Source organism: Pseudoduganella sp. UC29_71 (assembly GCF_042693265.1).
Taxonomy (GTDB): Bacteria; Pseudomonadota; Gammaproteobacteria; order Burkholderiales; family Burkholderiaceae_D; genus Rugamonas.
This window is the reverse complement of the sequence record NZ_CP170549.1, coordinates 5453669-5479685: the sequence shown is the minus strand read 5'-3', so window position 1 is coordinate 5479685 and position 26017 is coordinate 5453669. Positions and strand designations below refer to the sequence as shown.

21 protein-coding genes are annotated in these 26017 nt (G+C 66.4%); 13 read left to right on the top strand and 8 right to left on the bottom strand.

What is annotated here, in order from left to right:
• Window positions 1–30: 30 nt before the first annotated feature.
• The 5 genes from map to ACFJI2_RS24355 all read right to left on the bottom strand — a co-directional run bounded on the left by map (window position 31) and on the right by ACFJI2_RS24355 (window position 3214).
• Window positions 31–819 (bottom strand): type I methionyl aminopeptidase, encoded by a 789-nt coding sequence (gene map / locus ACFJI2_RS24375; RefSeq protein WP_377702269.1) that lies wholly within the window; start codon window positions 817–819, stop codon window positions 31–33.
• The gene (locus tag ACFJI2_RS24370) at window positions 812–1054 is read right to left on the bottom strand and encodes a ParD-like family protein (protein WP_107873581.1); all 243 of its coding nucleotides are present in this window, start codon (window positions 1052–1054) and stop codon (window positions 812–814) included. Before ACFJI2_RS24370 ends, map begins: the two co-directional genes overlap by 8 nt.
• Before the next feature lie 57 nt (window positions 1055–1111).
• Window positions 1112–1885: a class I SAM-dependent methyltransferase gene (locus ACFJI2_RS24365; protein WP_377702268.1), complete on the bottom strand. Its 774-nt coding sequence runs from the start codon at window positions 1883–1885 to the stop codon at window positions 1112–1114.
• 36 nt (window positions 1886–1921) lie between these two features.
• Entirely contained in the window at window positions 1922–2287 is a 366-nt protein-coding gene (locus tag ACFJI2_RS24360) for a VOC family protein (protein ID WP_377702267.1), read from the bottom strand.
• A 75-nt stretch (window positions 2288–2362) separates the two neighbouring features.
• Window positions 2363–3214: a DUF6597 domain-containing transcriptional factor gene (locus tag ACFJI2_RS24355; protein ID WP_377702266.1), complete on the bottom strand. Its 852-nt coding sequence runs from the start codon at window positions 3212–3214 to the stop codon at window positions 2363–2365.
• Between the two features lie 55 nt (window positions 3215–3269).
• Between ACFJI2_RS24355 and leuS the strand changes: the two genes are divergently transcribed.
• The 11 genes from leuS to ACFJI2_RS24300 all read left to right on the top strand — a co-directional run bounded on the left by leuS (window position 3270) and on the right by ACFJI2_RS24300 (window position 18916).
• Complete coding sequence (gene leuS / locus ACFJI2_RS24350; RefSeq protein ID WP_377702265.1) at window positions 3270–5915, top strand: leucine--tRNA ligase; 2646 nt, start codon at window positions 3270–3272, stop codon at window positions 5913–5915.
• 2 nt (window positions 5916–5917) lie between these two features.
• Window positions 5918–6502 (top strand): LPS assembly lipoprotein LptE, encoded by a 585-nt coding sequence (gene lptE / locus ACFJI2_RS24345; RefSeq protein ID WP_377702264.1) that lies wholly within the window; start codon window positions 5918–5920, stop codon window positions 6500–6502.
• A gap of 4 nt (window positions 6503–6506) precedes the next feature.
• On the top strand, window positions 6507–7523 hold the full coding sequence (gene holA, locus ACFJI2_RS24340) for a DNA polymerase III subunit delta (protein ID WP_377702263.1): 1017 nt from the start codon (window positions 6507–6509) through the stop codon (window positions 7521–7523).
• Between the two features lie 172 nt (window positions 7524–7695).
• Entirely contained in the window at window positions 7696–8961 is a 1266-nt protein-coding gene (locus ACFJI2_RS24335; RefSeq protein WP_377702262.1) for a glutamate-5-semialdehyde dehydrogenase, read from the top strand.
• A gap of 8 nt (window positions 8962–8969) precedes the next feature.
• Entirely contained in the window at window positions 8970–9401 is a 432-nt protein-coding gene (locus ACFJI2_RS24330; RefSeq protein WP_107873595.1) for a CopD family protein, read from the top strand.
• 11 nt (window positions 9402–9412) lie between these two features.
• Window positions 9413–10015: a 2-hydroxychromene-2-carboxylate isomerase gene (locus tag ACFJI2_RS24325; protein ID WP_377702261.1), complete on the top strand. Its 603-nt coding sequence runs from the start codon at window positions 9413–9415 to the stop codon at window positions 10013–10015.
• Window positions 10016–10071: 56 nt separating this feature from the next.
• Window positions 10072–11274, top strand: a complete 1203-nt coding sequence (locus ACFJI2_RS24320; protein WP_377702260.1) for a class I SAM-dependent RNA methyltransferase — start codon at window positions 10072–10074, stop codon at window positions 11272–11274.
• A gap of 100 nt (window positions 11275–11374) precedes the next feature.
• Window positions 11375–12658 (top strand): multidrug effflux MFS transporter, encoded by a 1284-nt coding sequence (locus ACFJI2_RS24315; RefSeq protein WP_377702259.1) that lies wholly within the window; start codon window positions 11375–11377, stop codon window positions 12656–12658.
• Between the two features lie 192 nt (window positions 12659–12850).
• Entirely contained in the window at window positions 12851–15010 is a 2160-nt protein-coding gene (locus ACFJI2_RS24310) for an HDOD domain-containing protein (protein ID WP_377702258.1), read from the top strand.
• Entirely contained in the window at window positions 15007–17283 is a 2277-nt protein-coding gene (locus tag ACFJI2_RS24305; protein WP_377702257.1) for a putative bifunctional diguanylate cyclase/phosphodiesterase, read from the top strand. Before ACFJI2_RS24310 ends, ACFJI2_RS24305 begins: the two co-directional genes overlap by 4 nt.
• A 16-nt stretch (window positions 17284–17299) precedes the next feature.
• Window positions 17300–18916: a tetratricopeptide repeat protein gene (locus ACFJI2_RS24300; protein WP_377702256.1), complete on the top strand. Its 1617-nt coding sequence runs from the start codon at window positions 17300–17302 to the stop codon at window positions 18914–18916.
• A 95-nt stretch (window positions 18917–19011) separates the two neighbouring features.
• Here ACFJI2_RS24300 and ACFJI2_RS24295 read toward each other — a convergent pair whose 3' ends face one another.
• Window positions 19012–20205 (bottom strand): dienelactone hydrolase family protein, encoded by a 1194-nt coding sequence (locus tag ACFJI2_RS24295; protein WP_377702255.1) that lies wholly within the window; start codon window positions 20203–20205, stop codon window positions 19012–19014.
• 82 nt (window positions 20206–20287) lie between these two features.
• Here ACFJI2_RS24295 and ACFJI2_RS24290 point away from each other — a divergent pair, with 82 nt between their 5' ends.
• Window positions 20288–21298 carry a TraB/GumN family protein gene (locus ACFJI2_RS24290; RefSeq protein ID WP_377702254.1) on the top strand — a complete coding sequence of 337 codons (1011 nt, stop codon included), beginning with the start codon at window positions 20288–20290 and terminating at the stop codon, window positions 21296–21298.
• Between the two features lie 98 nt (window positions 21299–21396).
• Complete coding sequence (locus ACFJI2_RS24285) at window positions 21397–22851, top strand: hypothetical protein (RefSeq protein ID WP_377702253.1); 1455 nt, start codon at window positions 21397–21399, stop codon at window positions 22849–22851.
• A gap of 74 nt (window positions 22852–22925) precedes the next feature.
• On the opposite strand, the gene ACFJI2_RS24280 is transcribed toward ACFJI2_RS24285, so the two are convergent.
• Both ACFJI2_RS24280 and ACFJI2_RS24275 read right to left on the bottom strand, forming a co-directional pair.
• Entirely contained in the window at window positions 22926–24587 is a 1662-nt protein-coding gene (locus ACFJI2_RS24280) for a methyl-accepting chemotaxis protein (protein ID WP_377702252.1), read from the bottom strand.
• A 90-nt stretch (window positions 24588–24677) separates the two neighbouring features.
• Entirely contained in the window at window positions 24678–25961 is a 1284-nt protein-coding gene (locus ACFJI2_RS24275; RefSeq protein ID WP_377702251.1) for a M28 family peptidase, read from the bottom strand.
• Between the last annotated feature and the right edge of the window lie 56 nt (window positions 25962–26017).

Below are 26017 nucleotides of genomic sequence, written 5' to 3'. Positions count from 1 at the left end.
TGGCGTTGAATTGGCGGGTTGCGCCTTCGGCTAGCCCTGCTCGCCCGGCGCCAGCGTCAACACTTCGTAGCCGGTCTCGGTGACCGCCACCATGTGCTCCCACTGCGCGGACAGCGAGCGGTCGGCCGTCACCACGGTCCAGCCGTCCGGCATTTCGCGCGATTGCGGCTTGCCGGCGTTGATCATCGGCTCGATGGTGAACAGCATGCCCGGCTGCAGCGTCATGCCGGTGCCCGGCTTGCCGTAGTGCCGCACCTCCATCGATTCGTGGTACACCAGGCCGATGCCGTGGCCGCAGTAATCGCGCACCACGCTGAAGCCGGCCGCCTCGGCCACCCTCTGGATCGCGTGGCCGACGTCGCCCAGGGTGGCGCCCGGCTTGACCGCGCGGATGCCCGCCCACATCGATTGGTAAGTCACATCCACCAGGCGCTGGGCCTGCTTGCTGGGCTGGCCCACGTAGTACATGCGGCTAGTGTCGCCGTGCCAGCCGTCCTTGATCACCGCCACGTCGATGTTGATGATGTCGCCGTCGCGCAGCACGCGCTTGGGCGAGGGGATGCCGTGGCAGATCACCTCGTTCACCGAGGTGCACACGGTGGCCGGGAAGCCGCCGTAGCCCACGTTGGCGGGCGTGACCTGCTGCACCTTGACGATGTAGTCGTTGCAGATCTTGTCCAGGTATTCGGTGGTGACGCCGGCTTTCACGTACGGGCCTATCATGGTCAGCACGTCGGCCGCCAGCTGGGCCGCCACGCGCGCCTGCGCGATCTGCTCCGGACTCTTGATGAGGATTTCGTCCTGCTTCTTCTTACGCATGGTGCCTCCGCTCCTCGATGGGGGCGCCGATGGCGTCGGCCAGCGTGGGGCCGTCCTGCGCGGCGGCGCGCAGCAGCATCTGGCAGATGTCGCTGTAGCGCAGCTCGGGGTTGGTCTCGGCCAGCATGCCGATGCGCAGCCAGTGCTCGGCCTGCGCGTTGATGGAGCGGCTCAGCGCGCCGCTCGCCACCCGCAGGTTTTCATGCATCTGGTCGGAAATTTTTACTATGCCCATGGTGATCGTCTTATATATGGTTTGTATATGAAACGTATATTACCATGGATTGCGGGCTTAGCGCCGGACGGCGGTGATTTCCATGACGCCGGCAATGCGGTTCAGCAGCGGAATGTGGCAGGCGTAATGGTCCAGCCGCATCAGTTGCCGGCTGAATATGCTGTAGATGCGGCGCAACGCGGCCGGCATGCCGGTCAGGTTCTTCGGCACCAGATTGGCGCGCCGCATGCGCTGCACGTCGAAGCCGGCCTCGTCGAGCAGGGCGGCGATTTCCGTGCTGCTGTAACGGCGGGGATGGGAATAGCCCAGCTTGAAGCGCCGCACGACGGCCTCCTGCCACGCCGCGCGCTGCGGCAGCTGGTAGATCAGCAGCTTGCCGCCCGGGCGCAGGATGCGGGCGATTTCGCGCAGCGACTTCTTCTCGTTGCCCGCCTCGCTGTATTCGTCAACGTGCTCCAGCACGCCGCAGCTGAGCACGCCATCCAGCTGCTGGTCCGGGAAGGGCAGGTGCGTGGGATGCTGCGTGCGCACTACGTGTAAGCCCTCGCACAGTGGAATGTCGGGCAGCTGCATGTCGTCCGGCCCCAGCTCGAACGAGGTGACCTGCAGTGCGCGGCGGCGCAGCAGCCAGCTCATCTGGCCCCAGCCGCATCCCCAGTCGAGGATGTGGGCGCCGCCCGGAAGCTGGGCGGCGATGTCGTTGGCGATCCGCACATAGTTGTACAGATTGATGGTCTGATCGAGGTGCCAGAAGTCCAGGCCCGCAGCCCGTATCGCCCGGGCGTTGGTTTGCAGGAAGGCGATATCGCTTTGGTCTTGCGCTGAGGTCATGGGCGGGGGCGTATTGCGAAAGACGCAATTATAGCCCTAGCGCACGTCCTCCAGCTTGAACACGGGGTTGTAGATCAGGCCGAGGATGTTGCCGTATGGGTCGTTCAGCTCGGCTACCTTGATGCCTTCGCCTACTTCCTGGATGGCGGAATGCACGCTGGCGCCCAGCGCGGTGATGCGCTCGACTTCGGCGTCGATGTCGTCCACGCCCCAGTAGACGCGGCTGCCGGCCGGGCCGGGCGTGCCGTCCGGGATCAGGCCCAGTTCGAAGCCGCCGACGGCGTAGCCGGCATAGAAGGGCTGGTCGAAGTAGGGGGCGACGCCGAACACGCTGGTGTACCAGGACTTGCCCTGTTCCATGTCCGGCACCGGATAGATGGCGGTGCGCAATCCCTTGATCATCTTGTTCTCCTTGAAAGGTTGTCGATGCCGGCATCTTGCCACGCCCGGCGCCGGCGCGATTGGAAGAATGGAAAGTCAGCGCAGGAAGCTTTCCGGGGCGCTGCCGGAGAATTCCTGGAAGTCGTGGATCAGGTGGGACTGGTCGAAGTAGCCGCAGTCCAGGGCCAGCTGTGCCCAGTCCGGCGCGGCGGCCTGCGCCAGCGCGCTGGTGGCGCGGCGGAAACGGCAGATGCGGGCGTACATTTTCGGCGTCAGCCCCACCTTGGCGCGGAACTGGGCTGCCAGGTGCTGGCGCGACACGCCCAAGCCGTCGGCCAGGGCGTCGATGCGCAGCGCGCCGCCGCTGCGGTCGATAGCGGCCAGCGCGGCGCCCACCAGCGGCCCGGCGGGAAACGCCCGGGCGGCTGCGCCGCCTGCGCCGGCCGCCAAGGCGGCGCCGGGGCCGCCATGCGCTGCTGCCGCCGCTGCCGCCTCATCACCGCCCGCTGCGGCCTGGCGCAGGCGCGCCAGCAGGCTGCGTTCGACCAGGGCCAGGCGCTGCGTCTGGCTCAGCTCGCGGCTCCACAGGCTGTCGGCCAGGCGGTCGGCGTCGCCGCTGCCCCATAGCTGGTCCAGGCCGGTGCGCTGGTCTGCCAGCTGGTGCAGGGGCAGCGCCGGCGACAGGAACAGCCCGGCCGCGCCGGGCTTGAAGCGCACCGCCACGGTCCGCACCACCTGGTCCGAGGCCACGTGGATGGCGCGCGTCATCATCCCCACCGCGAAGGCCGGCGCGCCCGTGTCCTGCCACAGGATGTCGATGCAGTTGTCCGGCAGCACCCGGTGCGAGGCGGCGCGCCCGCCCGCCGCAGGCCCGCCGGACGCGCTGGCCCACAGGCAGGCGACATGCGCGCGCAAGGCGGGGTGAGGCGGAAATTCCTTATAGTGCATGCTGTTATAATGACCGGTTCATATCCACCAATATTTCATACTGGCCGCACACATCATGCAAGATAAATATAGTCCCGCCGACGTTGAAAAAGCCGCCCAATCGCACTGGAAGGCGATCGATGCCTACAAAGCGGTAGAAAACGACCCACGTTTCCCCAAAGGCAAGTACTACGCTTGCTCGATGCTGCCTTACCCTTCGGGCAAGCTGCACATGGGCCACGTGCGCAACTATACAATCAATGACGTGATGTACCGCTACCTGCGCATGAACGGCTACAACGTGCTCATGCCGATGGGCTGGGATGCGTTCGGCATGCCGGCGGAAAACGCGGCCATGGCCAACAACGTGCCGCCTGCGCAATGGACCTATTCCAACATCGCCCACATGCGCGAGCAGATGGAATCCATGGGCCTGGCCATCGACTGGTCGCGCGAAATGACCGCGTGCAAGCCGGAATACTACAAGTGGAACCAGTGGATGTTCCTGAAGATGCTGGAAAAAGGCATCATCTACAAGAAGACCGGCACCGTCAACTGGGACCCGATCGACCAGACCGTGCTGGCCAACGAGCAGGTGGTGGACGGCCGCGGCTGGCGCTCCGGCGCGCTGATCGAAAAGCGCGAAATCCCGATGTACTACGCCCGCATCACCGACTACGCCGACGAACTGCTGGACTACGTGGACACCAAGCTGCCGGGCTGGCCCGAGCGCGTGCGCACCATGCAGACCAACTGGATCGGCAAGTCGACCGGCGTGCGCTTCGCCTTCCCGCATGAGATCAAGGATGCCGACGGCAAGCTGATCCAGGACGGCAAGATGTTCGTCTTCACCACCCGTCCGGACACCATCATGGGCGTGACCTTCTGCGCCGTGGCCGCCGAGCACCCGCTGGCCACGCACGCCGCGCAGAACAACCCGGAACTGCAAGCCTTCATCGCCGAGTGCAAGATGGGCTCCGTGATCGAGGCCGACATGGCCACGATGGAGAAGAAGGGCATGCCGACCGGCCTGTTCGTCACCCATCCGCTGACCGGCGAGCAGGTGGAAGTCTGGGTCGGCAACTACGTGCTGATCACCTACGGCGACGGCGCCGTGATGGGCGTGCCTGCGCACGACGAGCGCGATTTCGCCTTCGCCAACAAATACAAGCTGCCGATCAAGCAGGTCATCACCACCGCCGCCAACCCGGCGTTCTCCAGCACCGAATGGCAGGAATGGTATGGCGACAAGGACGTGTCCATCGTCACCAACTCCGGCAAGTACGACGGCCTGAATTACGCCGCCGCCGTGGACGCCGTGGCCGCCGACATGGAAGCCAAGGGCCTGGGCGAGAAGAAGATCACTTTCCGCCTGCGCGACTGGGGCATTTCGCGCCAGCGCTACTGGGGCACGCCTATCCCGATGATCCACTGCGCCGATTGCGGCTCTGTGCCGGTGCCGGAAAAGGACCTGCCTGTCGTGCTGCCGGAAGACTGCGTGCCGGACGGCACCGGCAACCCGCTGAACAAGTACGAGGCCTTCCTGAAGTGCGACTGCCCGCAGTGCGGCAAGCCAGCGCGCCGCGAAACCGACACCATGGATACCTTCGTCGATTCGTCGTGGTACTACATGCGTTATACCTCGCCCGGTTCGGACAAGGCCATGGTGGACGAGCGCAACGACTACTGGATGCCGATGGACCAGTACATCGGCGGCATCGAGCACGCCGTGATGCACTTGCTGTACGCGCGCTTCTGGACCAAGATCATGCGCGACTTCGGCCTGGTGAAGTTCGACGAGCCGTTCGTGAACCTGCTCACGCAGGGCATGGTGCTGAACGAGACCTACTACCGCGAAGACGCGGCCGGCAAGAAGACCTGGTACAACCCGGCCGACATCAACCTGACCACCGACGACAAGGGCCGTCCGCAAAGCGCGCTGCTGAAGGAAGACGGTCAGCCGGTGCAGATCGGCGGCACCGAGAAGATGTCCAAGTCGAAGAACAACGGCATCGACCCGGCCGCGCAGATCGAGCAGTATGGCGCCGACACGGCCCGTTTGTTCACCATGTTCGCCTCGCCGCCCGAGCAGACGCTGGAATGGTCCGGCTCCGGCGTGGAAGGCGCGAACCGCTTCCTGCGCCGCGTGTGGGCGTTCGGCTATGCGCAGAAGGCGCGCATCGAGGCGGCCGGTTCCGCCGCCACCGCCGCCGCATCGGGCGACGCGCAGAAAACCCTGCGCCGCGAACTGCACAAGATCCTGCAACAGGCCGACTACGACCTGAAGCGCATCCAGTACAACACCGTGGTGTCGGCCTGCATGAAGATGCTGAACACGATGGAATCGGCCAAACTGGATGACAGCGCAGAATCGAACGCGGTGATCTCCGAAGGCTTCGCCATCTTCCTGCGCCTGCTGAACCCCGTGGCGCCGCACATCACCCACGTGCTGTGGGAAGGGCTGGGCTACGGCCAGGCGCTGGGCGACCTGCTGAACGCGCCGTGGCCGCAGGTGGACGCGGCCGCGCTGGAGCAGTCCGAGATCGAGATGATGATCCAGGTGAACGGCAAGCTGCGCGGCTCGGTGAAGGTGGCCAAGGGCGCCGACAAGGCCGCCATCGAAGCTGCCGCGCTGGCCGAGGAAAGCGTGCAGAAGTTCATCGAAGGCACGCCGAAGAAGGTCATCGTGGTGCCGGGCAAACTCGTCAACATCGTGGTGTGAGCATGAAGACCACCACCCATGTCCTGAAACGCGGCGCCGGCGCGCTGCTGGTGGCGGCGGCGCTGGCCGGTTCGCTGTCGGCCTGCGGCTTCCACCTGCGCGGGTCCGGCGGCCATTACACGCTGCCGTTCCCGTCCATGTACATCGGCCTGCCCGACTCATCGCCGCTGGCGATCGACTTGAAGCGCAACATCCGCGTCAACGGCAACACGGTGGTGGTGTCCGATCCGGCCAAGGCCGACGGCGTGGTCGAGGTGCTGACCGACCCGGAGAAGACCCGTACCAAGAGCATCCTGTCGCTGAACAGCAATGGCCGCGTGCGTGAATATCTGCTGGCGTACAACATCGTGTTCCGCGTGCGCGACAAGCTGGGCAACGAGCTGCTGGCGCCGACCACCATCAGCCTGAATCGTCCGATCACCTTCGACGAAACCCAGCTGCTGGCCAAGGAGCAGGAAGAAGCGCTGCTGTACAAGGACATGCAGACCGACCTGGTGCAGCAGATGATGCGCCGCATGGCCGCCATCAAGCCGGTGTCGGCGCTGTCGCTGCCGCCGGCCAAGCCGGTCGCCGCGCCGAAGGAATAAACGTATGCAATTGAGGCTGGACGCGCTGGACGGGCATTTGAGCAAGCCGCTGGCGCAGCTGTACGTCATCACCAGCGACGAGCACCTGCTGGCGCTGGAAGCGGCGGACAAGATCCGCCGCAGCGCGCGCGCGCAAGGCTATTCCGAGCGCGACGTGCTGACCGTGGAGCGCAGCTTCAAGTGGGGCGAGCTGCTGGCGGCGAACCAGGCCTTGTCCCTGTTCGGCGACAAGAAGCTGATCGAGCTGCGCATCCCGACCGGCAAGCCGGGCAAGGATGGCGGCGCGGCGCTGCAGAACTACGTGAAGGATTTAAGCCCGGACAACCTGACGCTGATCACGCTGCCCAAGCTGGACTGGCAGACGCAGAAGGCGGCCTGGGTGGCCAGCCTGCAGCAGGCCGCCGTGTACATCGACATTCCGAATGTCGAGCGCGCGCAGCTGCCGGGCTGGATAGGCAACCGCCTGGCAGCGCAAGGCCAGAGCGCGGACCGCCAGAGCATCGACTTCATCGCCGACCGCGTTGAAGGCAATCTGCTGGCGGCGCACCAGGAAATACAGAAACTGGGCCTGCTGCACGAAGCGGGCAAACTGACATACGAGCAGGTGCATGACGCGGTGCTGAACGTGGCGCGCTATGACGTGTTCAAACTGAGTGAAGCGATGCTGTCCGGCGATCCCGCGCGGCTGGTGCGGATGCTCGAAGGCTTGAAAGGCGAAGGCGAAGCGCTGCCGCTGGTGCTGTGGGCGGTGTCGGAAGAAATCCGCACGCTGCTCAAGCTGAAAGCCGGAACGGCGCAGGGACGGCCGCTGGGCGCGCTGCTCAAGGAGTACCGCATCTGGGGGCCGAAAGAGCGCATGATGGAACCGGCGCTGCGGCGCGTGTCGCTGCCGCTGCTGGAGGCTGCGCTGCAGGAAGCGGCGCAAATCGATAAGATGATCAAGGGCCTGCGCGCCAGGGCTTTTGCCGGCGACGCGTGGGACGCAATGCTGCAGCTGGCGCTGAAGGTGGCGCGCGGCTGATTTGGCGGCGCGTGGTGGCGGCTCGTTGTGGCGGCTTACGCGCTGCGCGCTAAGCCGCCCTACGTGCCGCTGGCGGCGCCTGACGGAACACTGCAACAACGGCATCAATGGCTTTACGTAGGGCGGCTTAGGCGCGCAGCGCCGTAAGCCGCCGGAACTGAACGGGACTGAAATGGACATCACCCAATACATGGAACAAGTAGGCCGTCAGGCGCGCGTTGCATCGCGCGCCATGGCCCGGGCCGACAGCGCGCAGCGCAACCGCGCGCTGCTGCTGATCGCCGACGCGATCGAACGCGACGCGGCCGCCCTGCGCGCCGCCAACCAGCTCGACCTGGACGCGGCGTCCGCCGCCGGCATGGCGCCGGCGCTGCTGGACCGCCTCGCCCTGTCCGACAAGGCCATCGCCACCATGGTCGAAGGCCTGCGCCAGATCGTGGCGCTGCCGGACCCCATCGGTGAAATCAGCGGCCTGAAATTCCGCCCGAGCGGCATCCAGGTGGGCCAGATGCGCGTGCCGCTGGGCGTCATCGGCATCATCTACGAAGCCCGCCCCAACGTGACGGTGGACGCGGCCGGCCTGTGCATCAAGAGCGGCAACGCCACCATCCTGCGCGGCGGTTCGGAAGCCATCCACTGCAACCGTGCGCTGGCCAGGCTGGTGATGGAAGGCCTGCAGGGCGCCGGCCTGCCTGCGGACGGCGTGCAGGTGGTTGACACCACCGACCGCGCCGCCGTCGGCGCGCTGATCACCATGCCGCAGTACGTGGACGTCATCGTGCCGCGCGGCGGCAAGGGCCTGATCGCGCGCCTGATGAAGGAATCGACCGTGCCCATGATCAAGCACCTGGACGGCATCTGCCACGTCTACATCGACGCCAAGGCCGACATGAAAAAGGCGCTGGACGTGGCGTTCAACGCCAAGTGCCAGCGCTACAGCCCGTGCAACACCATGGAAACGCTGCTGGTGGCCCGCGCCATCGCGCCGCAGGTGCTGCCGGAGCTGGCCAGGCTGTACGCGGCCGAGAAGGTGGAACTGCGCTGCGACCCCGAGTCGTACAAGATCCTGGAAGGCTACCCGCACCTGGTGCACGCCACCGAGGAAGACTGGGCCACCGAATACCTGGCCCCCATCCTCGCCGTGCGCGTGGTGGACGGCATCGACCAGGCCATGGACCACATCAGCACCTGGTCGTCCAAGCACACCGAGTCCATCATCACCGAAGACTACAGCGACGCCATGCGCTTCCTGCGCGAGGTCGATTCCGCTTCCGTGATGGTGAACGCCTCCACCCGTTTCGCGGACGGCTTCGAGTACGGCCTGGGCGCCGAAATCGGCATCTCCAACGACAAGCTGCACGCGCGCGGCCCGGTCGGCCTGGAAGGCCTGACCTCGCTCAAATACGTGGTGTTCGGCCACGGCGAAGTTCGCAAATAAGGAAGCCTATGCTCTGGGTAAAAGCGTTCCACATCCTGTTCGTCGTGTCCTGGTTCTCCGGGCTGTTCTATCTGCCGCGTATTTTCGTCAACCTGGCAATGGAAAAGGAAAGCGTGAGCAAGGAACGCTTGCTGCTCATGGCGCGCAAGCTGTACCGCTTCATGATGATGCTGTCGGTGCCGGCGGTGCTGCTGGGCGCCTGGCTGCTGTGGCTGCAGTACGGCGGCGAGGGCGGCTTCAGGATGCCCGGCGGCTGGATGCACGCCAAGCTGGCGCTGGTGGTGCTGGCCATCGGCTATTCGCACGCCTGCGGCGCCATCCTGAAGAAATTCGAGCGCGGCGTGAATACCCGCAGCCACACGTGGTACCGGTGGTTCAATGAAGTGCCGGTGCTGCTGCTGCTGGCGATTGTGATCCTGGTCGTTGTGAAACCTTTCTGAGAGAGAGACGCATGAGCAAAACCTGCCAATACTACTTTGCCCCGCACTCGCCGTGGAGCTATCTGGGCCACGAGCGCTTTGTGGCGCTGGCCAGGGCGAACGGCGCGCAGATCGATATCCGTCCCTTCGACCTGGGCAAGGTGTTTGGCGTGTCCGGCGGCCTGCCGCTGGCCAAGCGCGCGCCGCAGCGCCAGGCTTACCGCCTGGTGGAGCTGGCGCGCTGGTCCAGCTTCCTCGGCGTGCCGATGAACGTGCAGCCGAAGTTCTTCCCGGTGTCGCCGGACGCGGCCGCCAAGCTGATCATCGCCGCGCGCCTGACGCATGGCGTGGACACGGCGCTGCAGCTGTCCGGCGCCGTCATGCGCGGGCTGTGGGCCGAAGAGCGCAACATCGGCGACGAAGAGACGCTGGTGCAGATCGCGAACAGCTGCGGCCTCGATGGCCGCGCGCTGTTCAAATCATCGGAGACGGCCGGCGTGCAGGCCGAGTACGACAAGAACACCGAGGACGCCACCGCCGCCAATATATTCGGCTCGCCGTGGTACATCCTCGATGGTGAAAGTTTCTGGGGCCAGGACAGGCTCGATTTCCTCGAGCGTGCACTGGCCTCCTGAAGTACATCGTTCCGCGCAGGCGGAACGTTTTTTTTAAACGGATAAAAGGTACCCCTATGGCTTCCTATTTTTGCCCATGCCCGCGCGGCATGGAAGCGGCGCTGGCCGAAGAACTGACTGAAATCACGCAGCTGCCCGGCAGCACCCTGAAGGTGCACAACCAGGTGCCGGGCGGCGTGCACTGCTCCGGCGCGCTGGAAGACGCCTACCGCGTCAACCTGCACTCGCGCATCGCCTCGCGCGTGCTGATGCGCATGGCCGCCGGCGGCTACAAGAACGAGAACGACATCTACGACCTGACCCTGGCCCAGCCATGGGAAGAGTGGTTCGGCGTCGACCATACCATCCGCGTGGACGTGACGGCCGTGAAGTCGCCGCTGAAAAGCCTGGAATTCACCACGCTCAAGATCAAGGACGCGATCTGCGACCGCTTCCGCGACATGTACGGTTCGCGCCCGTCCGTGAACACCCGCGAGCCGGACATGCGCATTGTCGGCTTCCTGGATGCGCACCAGTACATCGTCTACCTGGACACCTCGGGCGAAGCGCTGTTCAAGCGCGGCTGGCGCGACGAGACAGGCGACGCGCCGCTGCGCGAGAACCTGGCCGCCGGCCTGCTGCGCGTGTCGGGCTGGAAGCCGGGCACGCCGCTGTTCGATCCGATGTGCGGCTCGGGCACCATCCTGTGCGAAGCGGCGCAGATGGTGCAGGGCATCCCGCCCGGCGCGCGCCGCCGCTTCGCGTTCGAGAAGTTCCACGACTTCAATCCGCAGCCGTGGCAGGACATGAAGAACGCCATCAAGCCCAATCCGCTGCCGTCCGAGCCGACCATTTTCGGTTCCGACATTTCGGGCGACATGGTGGCCATGACGCGCCATAACCTGAAGTGCGCCGGCATCATGTTCGACATTCCGCTCAAGCAGATCGAGGCGCAGCAGGTGCAGGCACCGACCGCGCAGCCGGGCATCCTGCTGACCAACCCGCCGTACGGCGAGCGTATCGGCGTGCGCGGCGACAGCACCCTGGCGGAAGATGAACTGGCCACCTCGTTCTACTCGGCCTTCGGCACCACGCTCAAGCAGCGCTTCGCCGGCTGGACGGCATTCCTGTTCACGGCCGACCTGGGCTTGCCCAAGCTGCTGCGCTTGAAGGAAGCGCGCAAGACGCCGTTCTTCAACGGCGCGCTGGAATGCCGCTTGTTCCGCTTCGATATGGTGGCGGGTTACAACCGCCGCGAAGAAGCCAAGCCGAAAGCTTGATGCGCGGCGGCCGCCGACCGGGGCGGCGGGTTACGCGCCTGCGGCGCTAACCCGCCCTACGCCAATGGCCGCCATTCCAACGCCGCCAGCGAGACCGCCCATGTTCCCCACCCCCCCCGCCAATCTCCCTCCCGATCCCGTCGCCGAGATCCCTCCGCCCGAGCCGAGCTACGCCAGGCCGCTGAGTGCCTTCGCGCTGGCCATCGTGCTGGCCGCGCTGGCCATGCTGGGGCCGTTCTCGATCGACGCCTACCTGCCGGCCTTCCCCAACATCCAGGCCTCGCTGCACGCCACGCCGCTGGAGGTGCAGCAGACGCTGACGGCCTACATGCTGGCCTTCGCCTGCATGGTGCTGTGGCACGGCGCGCTGGCCGACGCCTTCGGGCGCCGCAACGTGGTGCTGGTGTCGCTGGTGCTGTTCGCCATCGGCACCATGGGCTGCGCCGCCGCGCACTCGGTACACTACCTGTGGTTCTTCCGCGTGCTGCAGGGCGTGTCGGCCGGCGCCGGCGTGGTGGTGGGGCGCGCCATCATCCGCGACCTGTACGCGGACGCGCCGGCCGCGCGCCTGCTGTCCATGGTCACCATGATCTTCTCGATCGCGCCGGCCATTGCGCCGGTGCTGGGCGGCGTCATCGTCAAATACCTGGACTGGCGCGCCATCTTCCTGTTCCTCTTCGTCTATACCATCGGCCTGTTCGTGGTGTGCTACCGCCGCCTGCCCGAGACGCTGCCGCCGGGCCGGCGCCAGCCCTTCAACCCGCGCTACCTGGTGCACAACTACCGCACCATATTGATGTCGCCGCTGTTCCACATGAAGTCCGGCGTGGTGGCCTTCAATTTCGCCGGCCTGTTCGTCTACATCACGGCGGCGCCGGTGATGCTGCCGCGCCACCTCGGCCTCGGACCGGACCAGTTCGGCTGGCTGTTCATCCCCGCCGTGAGCGGCATCTTCCTCGGCGCGCTGGCGGCCAACCGCATTGCCGGCAAGATGAGCTTCGCGCGCCAGATCGGCATCGGCTTCTGCTTCCTCATCGTGGCCGCCAGCGTCAACGTCATCTACCATTTGTTTCTGCCGCCCGCGCTGCCCTGGAGCGTGGCGCCGCTGTTCTTCTATACCTTCGGCATGTCGGTGGTGGCGCCGGCCGCCACGCTGCTGGGGCTGGACCTGTTCCCGCACATCCGCGGCACGGTAGCATCCTGCCAGTCATTCGCCACCACCTTGCTGGGCGCCGTGGTGGCCGGCGGCATCGCGCCGGTGCTGTCGGACTCGGTGTTGTGGCTGGCCTACGGCCAATTGGGCTTTACCCTGGCGGCGCTTGCATTGTGGTTGACGGCGCGCTATTACCGGCGCATGCTTCTAGCCGATCAGGCGGGCGGGTAGTTATCGGCAAGGAAGTGTGATAAGTTTAGGAAGAAATTTTTCTTGCCGATAAGTTATCTAAGTTGTTTATGCTACTATCGCTTTTTGAGTGCCTGGTTTTTATACAGTTGGTTAAATAATAATGCGGTGGCGCCTTGCCGTTGTGCGCCTCTCACTCCTCGATGGAATTCCTTGGCGGCAATGCGTGATACGATGCATCAATCAGACCATGATATTCGCAATCGCTTGCTGATTGCCCGTCTGCCGGCCATGCCGCAGATACTCATCAAGTTGATAGAGCACTTGCAGGCCGACGACGCCGGCATGCCGGAACTGGCCGCGCTGATCGCCAAGGACGCCGGCATGACCAGCAAGATCCTGTCGGTCGCCAACAGCTCCGCCTACCATCGCAACAACCGCGCCGTGGGCCTGGAACAATCGCTGGTGTCGCTCGGCACGGACATGATCAAGACGCTGGTCATCAGCGAATCGGTATTCCAGACCTTTAACAGTTTCCCCCACTCCGGCAGCACCGACCTGCGCAGCTTCTGGAAAAGCTCGCTCACCACCGCCGTCATCGCGCGCGACATCGCCAAGCAGCTCGACTACCCGCACGTGGAGGAAGCCTACCTGGCCGGCCTGCTGCACAACGTGGGCCGCCTGGCGCTGCTGGCCACCGCGCCGAAAGAATACGCCTTCAACTTCACCGCGCGCGACGACGAGGACCTGTGCGCGGTGGAGCAGCGCACCTTGCAGATCACGCACTCCGAAGCGGGCGCCTGGCTGATCGAGCGCTGGAACCTGGATTCCTTCCTGGCCGATTCCGTGCTGTACCACCACGAGCCGGTGGCGCGCCTGGAAGCGGCGCATCCGCTGATCCGCATCGTGCGCCTGGCGCACCTGCTGTGCTGCCACGAGGACGAGGATGAAGCCATTGAAGCGGGCGCCGGCCTGTGCGCCATCGACAGCGACGCGCTGCACGTGATCTGCCACGCCGCCGCGCGCCAGGTGGAAAAATCGGCCGCCTACCTCGGCATCGAACTGGCCGGCGCGGACGACATCGTGGCCCCTGCCGCCTACGCGCCGCCGCCGCCGGTGGACCCGGTGCAGCAGCGCCTGTCCGAGGAAGTGCGCAACATGGTGCTGGTGTCCGAAATGGGCCAGACCTTCGCGCGCCAGACCGGCGAAACCGGCATGCTGGAAGCGATGACGCGCTCGGCGCGCATCCTGTTCGACTTCGACAATACGGTGATTCTGCTGGAGAACCCCACCGGCCACGCCCTGGTGGGCATGACGGCCGGCGAGCAGCAGCAGCGCCTGGCCGAATTCTCCATCCCGCTGGCGAAGGGCGGCACCGTGGCGGACGCCGCGCGCGAACGCCGCGTGGCCTACCTGAGCAAGGCCGGGCAGGGCGCGACGCCGGTGGGCATTTCGGAAGAACAGCTGTTCCGCATCCTCGGCACCGAGAGCATGGTGTGCGTGCCCATGGTGGCCGGGCAGCGCTGCCTGGGCGTGCTGGTGGGCGGCGCGGCGGCCTGGCAGCTGCCGTCGTACCACAAGCGCGAGCGCTTCCTGCAAGCGTTCGGCAACCAGGCCGCCACGGCGCTGGAAACCCAGCTCTCCGAACGCGGCCACGCGCGGCGCCAGATCGCCCACGTGGCCGAGGAATACCGCGAGGCCTCGCGCCGCGTGGTGCACGAGGTGAACAACCCGCTGTCCATCATCAAGAACTACCTGTCGGTGCTGGACACCAAGCTGGCGCGGCGCGAGCCGGTGGTGGGCGAGATGTCCATCCTGAACGAGGAGATCGACCGCGTCGGCTCGCTGATCAACGGCCTGGCCGACCTGCAGCCGTCCGACGGCAACCGCGTCACCGACGTGGCGCGCGTGGTGGACGACGTGCTGCGCCTGTTCCGCGCCACCGATTTCGTGCCGGCCTCGGTGCAGATCCTGGTGCGCATGCAGGACGAGCCGGCCGAGATCGACGGCGACGCCGACATCCTGAAACAGATCCTGGTCAACCTGGTCAAGAACGCGGTCGAAGCGCTGCCGGACGGCGGCAGGATAGAGATCGCCAACCGCGGCCACGTGAACCGCGAGCGCAAGCTGTACCTGGAGCTGGTGATCGGCGACAATGGCCCCGGCCTGTCGACCGAGGTGCTGGCCAACCTGTTTACGCCGGTGCGCAGCAACAAGGAAGGCAAGCACCACGGCCTGGGCTTGTCCATCGTCCACAGCCTGGTCAAGAAGCTGGACGGCATGATCACCTGCCGCAGCGGCAAGAGCGGCACCACTTTTGAAATCCTGCTGCCCGTACGGGCCGGCACTACCCTCACCGCCGGCGCGCAAACGCGGGCGATGGACTCTGTATGAACAACGCGAACTCGCCCAGCGCTGCCGGCGCCCCAACCCTGCATCCGGCCAACGACGCAACGAGCGCAAGCGCCGCCGTCAGCGTGGCGAGCGATTTTTGCCCCCGCCTGCTGCTGGTGGACGACGAGCCGCGCCTGTTGTCCTCGCTCTATGAACTGCTGCGCGACCGCGACTACCAGCTGGTGACCGCCACCTGCGGCAGCGAAGCGCTGGCCCAGCTGACCAGGATGAAGTTCGACCTGGTGCTGCTGGACCTGCGCCTGCCCGACATGAGCGGGCACGAGATCATGGACTTCATGAACGGCAAGGGCATCGACAGCGACGTGATCGTGATGAGCGGCGACGTCGGCATCGAGGCGGCCATCGGCGCGCTCAAGCGCGGCGCCTACGACTACCTGCGCAAGCCCTACAGCCGCGAAGAGCTGCTCAAGACCGTGGAGAACGCGCTGGCGCAGCGCCGCCTGGCGGTGGACAACGAACGCATCGCGCAGCGCCTGGAAACCTCCGAGCGCATGTACCGCAACCTGGTGGACAGCTCGCCGGACATCATCTACACGCTGAACCAGGAAGGCCAGTTCACCTTCGTGAACGACCGCGCCTATCAGCTGCTGGGCTTCACGCGCGAGGAACTGCTGGGAAAGCACTATTCGGTGCTGATCCACGACGAGGACCTGGAGCGCGCGCGCTACGTGTTCAATGAGCGCGGCGGCGAGCGCCGGGTGGATGAACGCGCCTCGCGCAACGTCGAGCTGCGCCTGAAGTGCAAGGGCAACGGCATCGAGCGCACCTTCAGCAACACCCTGATGACGATGCCGATGAACGCCATCGGCGTGCACATGCCGGACCAGTCGCGCCAGGAGCACTACGGCATCTACGGCGTGGCGCGCGACATCACGGACCGCAAGCGCGCCGAGGAAGTGATCTCCTACCAGGCCTACCACGACATCCTGACCGACCTGCCGAACCGCATGCTGTTCAAGGACCGCCTGGGCCTGGCCGTGATCCAGGCCAAGCGCAAGCTCACAGAGCTGGCCGTGATGTTCGTCGACCTGGACCGCTTCAAGCTGGTCAACGACACGCTGGGCCACGTGAAAGGCGACGAGCTGCTGCAGCAGGCCGCGCTGCGCCTGAAGGAATGCCTGCGCAAGGGCGACACGCTGGCGCGCCAGGGGGGCGATGAATTCACCATCGTGCTGCCGGAACTGCGCGACCGCACCGACGCCAAGGTGATCGCGGAGAAGTTCCTGGAAAGCCTGCAAAAGCCGTTCGACCTGGACGGCCACCAGGTGCACATCTCGGCCTCGATCGGCATTGCCGTCTACCCGAGCGACGGCGAAAGCATCGACGAACTGCTGCGCCACGCGGACATCGCCATGTACCAGGTGAAGGCGCTGGGCAAGAACGGCCACAGCTTCTATCACAACTCCATGCTGGACATGTCGCACCAGAAGATCGCGCTGGAGCAGGCGCTGCGCCGCGCGCTGGAGCAGAACGAACTGGAAATGTATTACCAGCCGCAGATCGACGTGGGCACCGGCCGCATCATCGGCGCCGAGGGCCTGATGCGCTGGAACCACCCGCAGCGCGGCCTGCTGTCGGCCGGCGAGTTCCTGCCGTTCGCCGAAGAGAACGGCCTGATGCTGCCGATCTCGGACTGGATGCTGGGCGCGCTGTGCCGCGACCTGCTGCAGTGGAACGCGGCCGGCGGCGAGGCGATCCGCCTGTCGCTGAACCTGTCGCCGCAATACCTGGACCGGGGCGACTTCTTCGAGAAGATGCGCGGCGCGCTCACGCGCTACGGCATTTCGCCGGCGCAGATCGAAGTGGAAATCACCGAGAACATCTGCATCCGCAATCCGCTGTACGCCATCGAGCAGTTGAACAAGCTGTGCCAGCTGGGCGTGTCGGTAGCGATCGACGATTTCGGCACCGGCTATTCGTCGCTGTCCTATCTGCACCGCTTCCCCATCCACACCATCAAGATCGACCAGAGCTTCGTCAAGGAGATCCACGACGAGCAGGGCCATTATCCGGTGATCCTGGCCATCATCTCGATCGCGCGCGGCCTCGGCCTGCACCTGGTGGCGGAAGGCGTGGAGACCGAGATCCAGGCGCGCTACCTGCAGGCCAACGGCTGCACCACCATGCAGGGCTATCTGTACCACCGGCCGATTTCGCTCACCAGCTTCATCGGCGTGCTGCAGCAGCAGGCGCCGGAGCAGCTGCGCAGCGATGCGCAGCACGCGCCGGTGATCGCCGCCTTCCAGGCCTGACACGGCGAAGCGGCGCATGCAAAAATACTCGGCTTCGGAAGCGCACGCCCCGGGCGCCGGCACCGGGCCGGAAAACTACACCGCCGAATTCCTGCGCATCAAGGACCTGGCCGAGCGCGGCGTGGCCAACGCCCAGCACAGCCTGGGCTTCATGTACTTCAACGGGCAGGGCGTGGCGCAGAGCTACGAGCTGGCCGTGGCCTGGTACCGCCAGGCCGCCAACGCGGGGCTGGAGCACGCGCAATACAACCTGGGCGTGATGTGCCAGAAGGGCCAGGGCCTGAAGCAGGACCTGGCGGAGGCGGCGCGCTGGTATCAGCTGTCGGCCGAGCAGGGCTACGCGGCCGCGCAGTACAACCTGGGCTGGATGTACGCCAAGGGCCAGGGCCTGCCGCAGGACACGCAGCAGGCCATGCACTGGTTCAGCAAGGCCGCCGAGCAGGGCGATGCCGGCGCGCAGAACAACCTGGGCATGATGTACGACACCGGCAAGGGCGTGCCGCAGGACTTCAAGCAAGCCATCGCCTGGTACCGCAAGGCCGCCGAGCAGGGCTATGCGCGCGCCCAGTTCAACCTCGGCCTGCGCTACGACAACGGCCAGGGCGTGGCCAAGGACGTGCACCAGGCCATGTCCTGGTACCGCAAGGCCGCCAACCAGGGCTATGCGCCGGCGCAGTTCAACCTGGCGCTGCGCTACGACAAGGGCGACGGCGTGCCGCAGGACAGCCAGCAGGCCATCCAGTGGTACCGCTGCGCGGCCGAGCAGGACCACGCCAGTTCGCAGTTCAATCTCGGCCTGATCTACGACAACGGCGGCGACAAGGTCCCGCGCGACGAGCAGAAGGCGCTGCACTGGTACCGCAAGGCCGCCGCGCTGGGCCACGCGGCCGCGCAGAATAACCTGGGCCTGCGCTACGATCACGGCCAGGGCGTGCCGCAGGACTACGAACAGGCGCAGCAGTGGTACCGCATGGCGGCCGAGCAGGGCTACGCGGCGGCGCAATACCATCTGGGCCTGTTGTACGACAATGGCCACGGCGTGCCGCAGGATGCGCAGGAAGCGGTGTTCTGGTACCGCAAGGCGGCCGACCAGGGCCACTTGCGCGCGCAGTTCGACCTGGGGCTGCGCTATGAAACGGGACGCGGCGTGCCGCAGGACGGCCGCAAGGCCATCGCCTGGTACCGCAAGGCCGCCGAGCAGGATTACGCGGCCGCGCAGTACAGCCTGGGCCTGCTGCTCGACAGCGACGACAGCCCGGCGCCGGACAGCGTGCAGGCCGGCCAGTGGTACCGCAAGGCGGCCGAGCAGGGCCACGCGCTGGCGCAGTTCGCGCTGGCGCTGCGCTATGACACGGGACACGGGCTGGTGCGCGACTACGCCGAGGCGCTGGCCTGGTATCAGAAAGCGGCGGCGCAGGGACACGCGCGCGCGCAGTTCAATGTGGGGCTGATGTACTACAGCGGGCAGGGTACGGCGGCGGACATGGCGCAGGCGTGGCTATGGCTGTCGATGGCCGAGCGCAGCGGCGTCAGCGGCGCCTCGCGCTACCTGCAGAACGCGGCCGGCCGCATGGACCCGCCGCAGCTGGCGCTGCTGCGCGAGCGCGTGGAACTGCTGCCGGCGCCGGTGTAGGCGGCTCCGGCGGATTACGCTTCGCTAATCCGCCCTACGTGCATTCCATGGCCGCTTGATGCGTTGTGCGTTCATGCGTCAATGCGTAGGGCGGGTTAGCGCAACGCGCGTAACCCGCCGTCAGCCGGCGCCCGCCCAAACTGCCGATCGAGCCAATCGTACGCCGCGTCCTGCTCCGCCTGCGGAAACACATGCCCGCCCGGCAGCATATGCGCCTCGAACTTGTCCCGCGCGCCCCACGCTCTCCACACCTGCTCCATCTTCCCGAACGCCGTGCGCACCGACGCCGCCGGGAACAGCCTGTCCTGCTCGCCCGCGAAGAACATGGCCGGCTTGGGCGCCGCCAGACTGGCCACGTCCGGAAAATCCATCTGCCGCAACAGGCCGGGATGCAGCATATTCCACGCCGAGCTGCCGCGCAGCTGGTTATTCCCCGGCACCATCAAGCCTTCGGTGGTGGCCATCCAGTTGGCCGCCACCACCGCCGTCACCGCGTCCGACAGCGCCGCCGCCTGCCACGCCCGGAAAGCGCCCATCGAGAAACCGATGGCCGCCACCTTGTGCTTGTCCACCTCCGGCTGCGCCGCCAGGAAAGCCGCCGCGCGCGCGTCCTCGGCCGCCATGATGCCGGCCAGCGAGCTGCCCAGGTTGAAGGCGTTGGCCGCCAGCGCCTGCTGCGTGTCGCCCGTCAGCGGACCCCGGTCGCCCCAGCCCAGCGCATCCACCGCCAGCACCACGTAACCGCGCCTGGCCAGCGCGTCGCCCGGATACCGCCCCGAGAAATGCTTGTCCGCCCAGGCCTGCGACGACGCCAGGCGCGCCGCATCGGTCGCCGTATCGCCCCACGGCTGGATCGCCTTCTCCTTGCCGATATCGAACTTGCCGCCGTGGTCGTGCAGCATCAGCGCGGCCGGGAACGGCCCTGCGCCTTTCGGCACCAGCATCAGCCCGCGCACGCGGCTCTCCGCGCTCAGGTTGAACACCACCTGGCGCGCCACATAGCTGCCCCGGTCGATTTCGGCGATCACCTGCGGCTGGAAGGGCGTGTTGTCGGGCGCCTGCAAGGTCAGCTCCCACAGCTTGGCCCGGCCGGCGCTGCGCCATGCCGGCAAGTCCTTCACCTGCGGCGACCACGCCATGGGAAAGGTCAGCTTGGCCTTCAGCGCCTGCTGGAACACCGGCATGTTGTCGGCCACGCCTGCGTGCTGGTAGTCCTGCGCGCCTGCAGGCAGCGCCATCGCGGCGGCCAGCAACAGCGCTGCGTTCGCCCTGCGAAAATGTCTAGGCATATTTGTAACATCCTGAAAAATTGCCGCACAATAAGTATAAGAATAGTAACCTTGGACACTACTTATTGAAAGGACGACTGTGATGCTGAAACGAGTTCTTCCCGCGTTGTGCCTGGCTTTGCCGGCGCTGTCCGCCTTGGCGCAAACCGAGGCGCCGCCGGCTGCCGCCGATGCGGAAGCCGGGGCGGTGCCGGAACAGATCCTGGTGGTGGGCCAGAAGCCCGGGCCGGGCCTGTGGAAGGTGAGCAAGGACGGCCATGTGCTGTGGGTGTTCGGCACCTACTCGCCGCTGCCGCACAAGATGGAATGGCGTTCGCAGCAGGTGGAGAGCATCCTGGCCCAGTCGCAGGAATACCTGACGCCGCCGGGCGCGCACGCCAGCGTCGGCTTTTTCGGCGGCCTGGCCCTGCTGCCCAACCTGATCGGCCTGAAGAAGAACCCGGACGGCGCTACCCTGAAGGACGTGCTGCCGGCCGACGTCTACGCGCGCTGGCTGCCGCTGAAAGCGAAGTACCTGGGCGACGACGACGGCATCGAGCGCGAGCGCCCCATCTTCGCCGCCGAGACGCTGTTCAGCGCAGGCCTGAAAAAGGCAGGACTGTCCAAGGGCTATGAAGTGCAGCGCAAGCTGGACGACATCATCAAGCAGCACAAGATCAAGGTGGTCAAGACCAGCATCGAGCTGCCGCTGGAAGACCCGTCGAAGATGCTGAAGGAATTCAAGCAGTCCCAGTTGGCCGACACCGCGTGCTTCTCGAAGACGCTGGAGCGCCTGGAAGGCGACATCGACGCCATGCGCGTGCGCGCCAATGCATGGGCCAAGGGCGACCTGGAAGCGATCCAGAAACTGAGCTATCCGGACCAGGAGACCGAGTGCGGCGACGCCATGCGCGGCGCCGAATTCACCAAGACCCGGCCCGGCTTCCAGAACGTGAAGGAACGCATGCAGGCGGCCTGGCTGGGCGCGGCCGAGAAGGCGCTGGCCGCCAACGGCAGCACCTTCGCCACGCTGCGCCTGGCCGACATCCTCAAGCCGGACGGCTACCTGGCCGCGCTGAAGGCCAAGGGCTATACCGTGGAAAGCCCGGATTGAGCGTGCTTGCCTGGGGCATTGCCAAGGCCCGTCCATCCCCTTAGCATAGCGCCTTCAGCGGCAACGGCGCCGCTAGAGAAAATGACAAGGGGACGTGAATGAATCGATACGGCAAGCTGGCCATCATGGTGATGGCGGCGTGGGCCTGCGCGGGTGCGCCGGTGCAGGCGCAGGACGGCGCGGGCGGGGCCAGCGTATGGGCGGGCAAGAAGTCGTCGTGGCTGGCGCTGCAGGGCGGGCAGCGCGACGAGGTGTTCCGCTTTGCCGAGCAGTACAAGGAATACCTGGCCGTGGCGCGCAGCCCCTACAGCGCCACCGCCGAAGCGATCCGCCTGGCCAAGGCGGCCGGCTTTGCCGAACTGACCCGCCCGGAACAGGTGAAGCCCGGCGCGCGCCTGATCCTGCCGGCGCGCGACCGCGCCGTGGTCCTGGCCGTGATCGGCCAGCAGCCGTTGGCGGCGGGCTCGCACGTGGTGGGCACCCACCACGACAGCCCGCACATCGCGCTCAAGGCGCGCCCCGTGAACGGCGCCGCGCGCGACGGCCTGGCCGTGTTCAACACCGTGTACTACGGCGGCATCAAGAAGTACCAGTGGGCCAACGTGCCGCTGGCGCTGACCGGCCGCATCGACACCACCGACGGCCGCAGCATTCCCGTGTCGATCGGCTTCAACGCCGCCGATCCCGTGTTCGTCATCGGCGACGCGGCGCCGCACGCCGACAAGGACCTGCGCAACCGCAGCTACACCGAAGTGTTCAAGGGCGAGGAGCTCGATCCCGTGGCCGGCAGCATCCCGGGCGAGAAGTCCAGCGTGGTGGCGGAAGTGCTGCGCGCGCTGAAGGACAAATACCGCATCCAGGAAGAGGACTTCGTCAGCGCCGACCTGCACCTGGTGCCCGCTGCGCAGCCGCGCGACGTGGGCATCGACCGCGGCCTGGTGGGCTCGCACGGCCAGGACGACCGCCTGAGCACCTACTGCGCCCTGCGCGCGGTGCTGGACATGGACGGCACGCCGGCGCAGACCGCCATTGCCTACCTGTCGAACTTCGAGGAAGTGGGCTCGGTGAACAACACCGGCGCCTCGTCGCAGCTGCTCAACACGGCGTACGCGCGCCTGGTGAGCGGCCAGAAGGGCGCGCAGTACAACGACCTGGACCTGCGCACCGCGCTGCGCCACGCGCTGGTGGTGAGCGCCGACACCAACGACGGCGTGTCGCCGCTGTTCCCGGAAGCCACCGAAGCGACCAATGCCGCCAGGATCGGCTACGGCGTCACCATCAAGCGCTACGGCGGTGGCTTCGATGCCAATTCCGAATACACCGCGAAGATACGCGGCATCCTGGACCAGGCCTCGATTCCATGGCAGACCCACACGCCCAAGGTGGACGTGGGCACCGGCGGCACCATCGGCCGTTTCATGTCGCAGCAGGAGATGGAAGTGATCGACATGGGCGTGCCGCTGATTAGCATGCACTCCACGTTCGAGATGGCTAGCAAGGTCGATGTGTGGAACTTCTACCGTTTCATGAAGGCTTTCTACGCGGCGAAGTAAGCCCGCCGTAAACGCACAGCGGGACCGCGCGCAAGCCGGTCCCGCCGATGCGGCTGCTGCCGCCGGCGCTAGCGTCAGGCGCGCCGCGCCGCTGGTGCCGCGTGCTGCGTGCCGCCCTCCCGCGCCGCGCGTGCCGCCGGCACCAGGCTGACCACACCCTTGCCCTTGGCGCCCGCCTGCGGCGGCAGCTTGAACACTTCCAGTGCCTTGGCCACGGCCTGCGCCTGCTTGTCCAGCACCCCGGTGGCTGCCGAGGCTTCCTCCACCATCTGCGCGTTCTGGTGCGTCACCTCATCCAGCTGCACGATGGCGTCCTTCACCTGGCTGATGCCGGTGCTCTGCTCGCGCGTGGAGTGGCTGATGTCGCCCATGATGCCGGCCACCCGGCCGATGGCGGCGATCACCGCATCCATGTCCTGGCCCGCCGTGGTGGCCATGCTCGCGCCGGTGGCGATCTTGCCTGCCGAGGCGTCGATCAGCGCCTTGATGTCTTTCGCGGCCGCCGCGCTGCGCTGCGCCAGGCTGCGCACCTCGCCCGCCACCACAGCGAATCCGCGTCCGCTCTCGCCGGCGCGCGCCGCTTCCACCGCCGCGTTCAGCGACAGGATATTGGTCTGGAAGGCGATGCCGTCGATCAGGCTGATGATGTCCACGATCTGGCGCGACGACGCGCTGATGTCGTTCATCGCGGCCACCACCTGCGCCACCGCCACGCCGGTGCGCTCGGCCAGTGCCGTCGCTTCGCTCGCCACGCCGCTGGCGGCGTTCACGTTGTCGGCGGTCTGGCTCACGGTGCCGGTGATGTGGCCCATATTGGCCGAAGTCTGTTCCAGGTTGGAGGCCTGCGCCTCGGTGCGTGCCGACAGGTCTGCATTGGCTGCGCGCACTTGCGTGGTGGTGCTGCGCGTGAGCGCGAAATTGCCGCTGATGTCCACCAGGATGGAAGCCAGGTTCAGGTTCAGCTGGCGGATGAAGGCTTGCAGCTGGCCCAGTTCATCGTGGCGGTCCACCGCCATGCGGGTGGTCAGGTCGCCGCCGGCCAGGATGCGGGTGGCGTTGATGCTGGCCTGGATGGGCGCCACCACCGCCTGGTGCAGATTGCGCCACCCGTACAGCGCCAGCACCGCCAGCAGCAGCGCCTGCACGTGCAGGGCGCCTTCACCGTAGGGCAGCACGGCGTGCGCCGCCATGGCCAGCGCCAGCAGCGCCGTGCTGCCAAAGCACAGCGCGAGGCGCTGCGCCAGCGTGACGTCGCGCAGCGCGTTGCGCACCTTGTTCCAGCCGCGCGCGGCAGCCGCGCCGCGCACGATGCGGATGCCGTCCGGATTGCCGCCCTTGACGCTGCGGTACAGCTGTTCGGCTTCCTGGATCTGCTCGCGCTTCGGCTTGGTGCACACCGACATGAAGCCGGTGGTCTTGCCTTTTTCGATCACCGGCGTCACGTTCGCAATGCACCAGAAATAGCCGCCGTCCTGGCGCGCATACTTCACCAGCCCGCGCCACGGCTCGCCCGACAGCACGGTGCGCCACATGTCCGCGTCCACCTCCTGCGGCATGTCGGAATGGTAGAGCGAGTTCTGCACCCGGCCCGCCAGCTGCTCGCCTTCGTAGCCGCTGGCGTCGGTGAAGGTGGAGTTGGCGTAGGTCAGGCGGCCCTTCAGGTCCGTGGTGGTGACGATGGGCTTGCCGTCTTCAAGGACGGTCTCGTGAACTGCCGCTTGCGGTGCGCTGCGCATATGCAAATCCTGTGCATGTGGTTGAATTGGTGGCCAGCATGCTAACAGATTTAGGCATCAACTATTTCCAGTGGGCACGAAAGCAACAGTTCATTTTTCCGCTTGTTTTTTCTGCACGCGCACCCCTGCCAGCTGCGCCACGCCGGCCAGCGTGGTCTGCGCCGCGTTCAGGCCAAGCAGGAAATCCTTGTCCGAATAATTGGCGTACAGGTCGGTGGGCTGGTGCCAGTGCGGATTCCAGCCGGCGCCGATCTGCTGCCCGCGCTCGTTCTCGCGCAGCGAAATCGACGGCACCAGGTCCATGAAGGGCGTGGAATCGGTGTTGGTCATGTGGAAGCCGACGGCGGCCGGGTAGTGCGTGGCGTACTTGTCGTTCGCGGCGCGGAAGGCCCAGGCCAGCCTGGCCGAGCCGTCGGCCTGCTTCGACTGCGCCTGGTACTCGATATTCACGTCCGCCTCGGCGCGCTGCTCCCTGGGCGCGGTGTAGACCGGCTGGCCCTTCGCGTCCAGCACCGGCTTGCCGGCCGCGTCGAGCTTGGGCACCGGCATGCCGTGGTCGAACAGCATCATGTCGTGCTGGATCATGCCCAGCCACTTCGGCTCGGGATACTTGCCCGAGCCGGCGGGCGACTCCACGCCCTGCAAATGCTGGCGCTGCGCCACATAAGCGGCGGCGCCGTTCAGGCCCGTCTCCTCGTTGTTCCACAGGACGAAGCGGATCGAACGGCCGGTCTCCACGCCGGGCGCACTGAAGATGCGCGCCAGCTCCATCACCAGCGCGGTGCCCGAGCCGTCGTCGTTGGCGGCTTCGCCGAAGCCGATGCCGTCCATGTGCGCGCTGACGATATACATCTCCTCCGGATGCGTGGCGCCCACCTTGGTGCAATAGACGTTCTCGCGCAGCGAGGTGCCTTGCGGCGTCTGTTCCGCGTTGAGTGCGCGCAGGCGCTCGTCGGGCTGCAGCATGGGGTCCGTGTTCACGCCGGTGGGAGCGCGCCTGCCGAACAGCGTGCTGCCGCCCTGGCCCGGCGGACCGCCCGCGCCGCCACCAGCCTGCACGGCGGGCTTGCCGCGCACGGCAGGCTCTGTGAACTGATACTGCAGCCGCGCGGTATTCGTGCAGCCGTAGGACTTCAGCTGCGCCTCGATCCAGTCCAGCGCCTGCCGGTTGCGTGCCGTCCCCTGGCGCCGGTCGCCGAAGCGGGTCAGGCTCTTGATGGTGGCTTTGTACTTTTCCAGGTCGAGCTGGCCGACCAGCTGGGCGACGGGATCGTCCGGCGCTGCCGGCTGCTGCGCGGCAGCCAGCGGCACGGCGCAAATGAACGAAACGGCCAGCGCGAGGGCACCGGCGCGGCGGAACGAGGTTGGCGTCATGTCAAAGTCCTTGGTTCGGGGCAATGCCAGCCATCATGGCAGAATTACAAACGGCG

What these genes read in the sequence shown, in the direction of transcription:
- map (WP_377702269.1), bottom strand. Translation starts at nt 819, where the DNA reads ATGCGTAAGAAGAAGCAGGACGAAATCCTCATCAAGAGTCCGGAGCAG.
- ACFJI2_RS24370 (WP_107873581.1), bottom strand. Translation starts at nt 1,054, where the DNA reads ATGGGCATAGTAAAAATTTCCGACCAGATGCATGAAAACCTGCGGGTG.
- ACFJI2_RS24365 (WP_377702268.1), bottom strand. Translation starts at nt 1,885, where the DNA reads ATGACCTCAGCGCAAGACCAAAGCGATATCGCCTTCCTGCAAACCAAC.
- ACFJI2_RS24360 (WP_377702267.1), bottom strand. Translation starts at nt 2,287, where the DNA reads ATGATCAAGGGATTGCGCACCGCCATCTATCCGGTGCCGGACATGGAA.
- ACFJI2_RS24355 (WP_377702266.1), bottom strand. Translation starts at nt 3,214, where the DNA reads ATGCACTATAAGGAATTTCCGCCTCACCCCGCCTTGCGCGCGCATGTC.
- leuS (WP_377702265.1), top strand. Translation starts at nt 3,270, where the DNA reads ATGCAAGATAAATATAGTCCCGCCGACGTTGAAAAAGCCGCCCAATCG.
- lptE (WP_377702264.1), top strand. Translation starts at nt 5,918, where the DNA reads ATGAAGACCACCACCCATGTCCTGAAACGCGGCGCCGGCGCGCTGCTG.
- holA (WP_377702263.1), top strand. Translation starts at nt 6,507, where the DNA reads ATGCAATTGAGGCTGGACGCGCTGGACGGGCATTTGAGCAAGCCGCTG.
- ACFJI2_RS24335 (WP_377702262.1), top strand. Translation starts at nt 7,696, where the DNA reads ATGGACATCACCCAATACATGGAACAAGTAGGCCGTCAGGCGCGCGTT.
- ACFJI2_RS24330 (WP_107873595.1), top strand. Translation starts at nt 8,970, where the DNA reads ATGCTCTGGGTAAAAGCGTTCCACATCCTGTTCGTCGTGTCCTGGTTC.
- ACFJI2_RS24325 (WP_377702261.1), top strand. Translation starts at nt 9,413, where the DNA reads ATGAGCAAAACCTGCCAATACTACTTTGCCCCGCACTCGCCGTGGAGC.
- ACFJI2_RS24320 (WP_377702260.1), top strand. Translation starts at nt 10,072, where the DNA reads ATGGCTTCCTATTTTTGCCCATGCCCGCGCGGCATGGAAGCGGCGCTG.
- ACFJI2_RS24315 (WP_377702259.1), top strand. Translation starts at nt 11,375, where the DNA reads ATGTTCCCCACCCCCCCCGCCAATCTCCCTCCCGATCCCGTCGCCGAG.
- ACFJI2_RS24310 (WP_377702258.1), top strand. Translation starts at nt 12,851, where the DNA reads ATGCATCAATCAGACCATGATATTCGCAATCGCTTGCTGATTGCCCGT.
- ACFJI2_RS24305 (WP_377702257.1), top strand. Translation starts at nt 15,007, where the DNA reads ATGAACAACGCGAACTCGCCCAGCGCTGCCGGCGCCCCAACCCTGCAT.
- ACFJI2_RS24300 (WP_377702256.1), top strand. Translation starts at nt 17,300, where the DNA reads ATGCAAAAATACTCGGCTTCGGAAGCGCACGCCCCGGGCGCCGGCACC.
- ACFJI2_RS24295 (WP_377702255.1), bottom strand. Translation starts at nt 20,205, where the DNA reads ATGCCTAGACATTTTCGCAGGGCGAACGCAGCGCTGTTGCTGGCCGCC.
- ACFJI2_RS24290 (WP_377702254.1), top strand. Translation starts at nt 20,288, where the DNA reads ATGCTGAAACGAGTTCTTCCCGCGTTGTGCCTGGCTTTGCCGGCGCTG.
- ACFJI2_RS24285 (WP_377702253.1), top strand. Translation starts at nt 21,397, where the DNA reads ATGAATCGATACGGCAAGCTGGCCATCATGGTGATGGCGGCGTGGGCC.
- ACFJI2_RS24280 (WP_377702252.1), bottom strand. Translation starts at nt 24,587, where the DNA reads ATGCGCAGCGCACCGCAAGCGGCAGTTCACGAGACCGTCCTTGAAGAC.
- ACFJI2_RS24275 (WP_377702251.1), bottom strand. Translation starts at nt 25,961, where the DNA reads ATGACGCCAACCTCGTTCCGCCGCGCCGGTGCCCTCGCGCTGGCCGTT.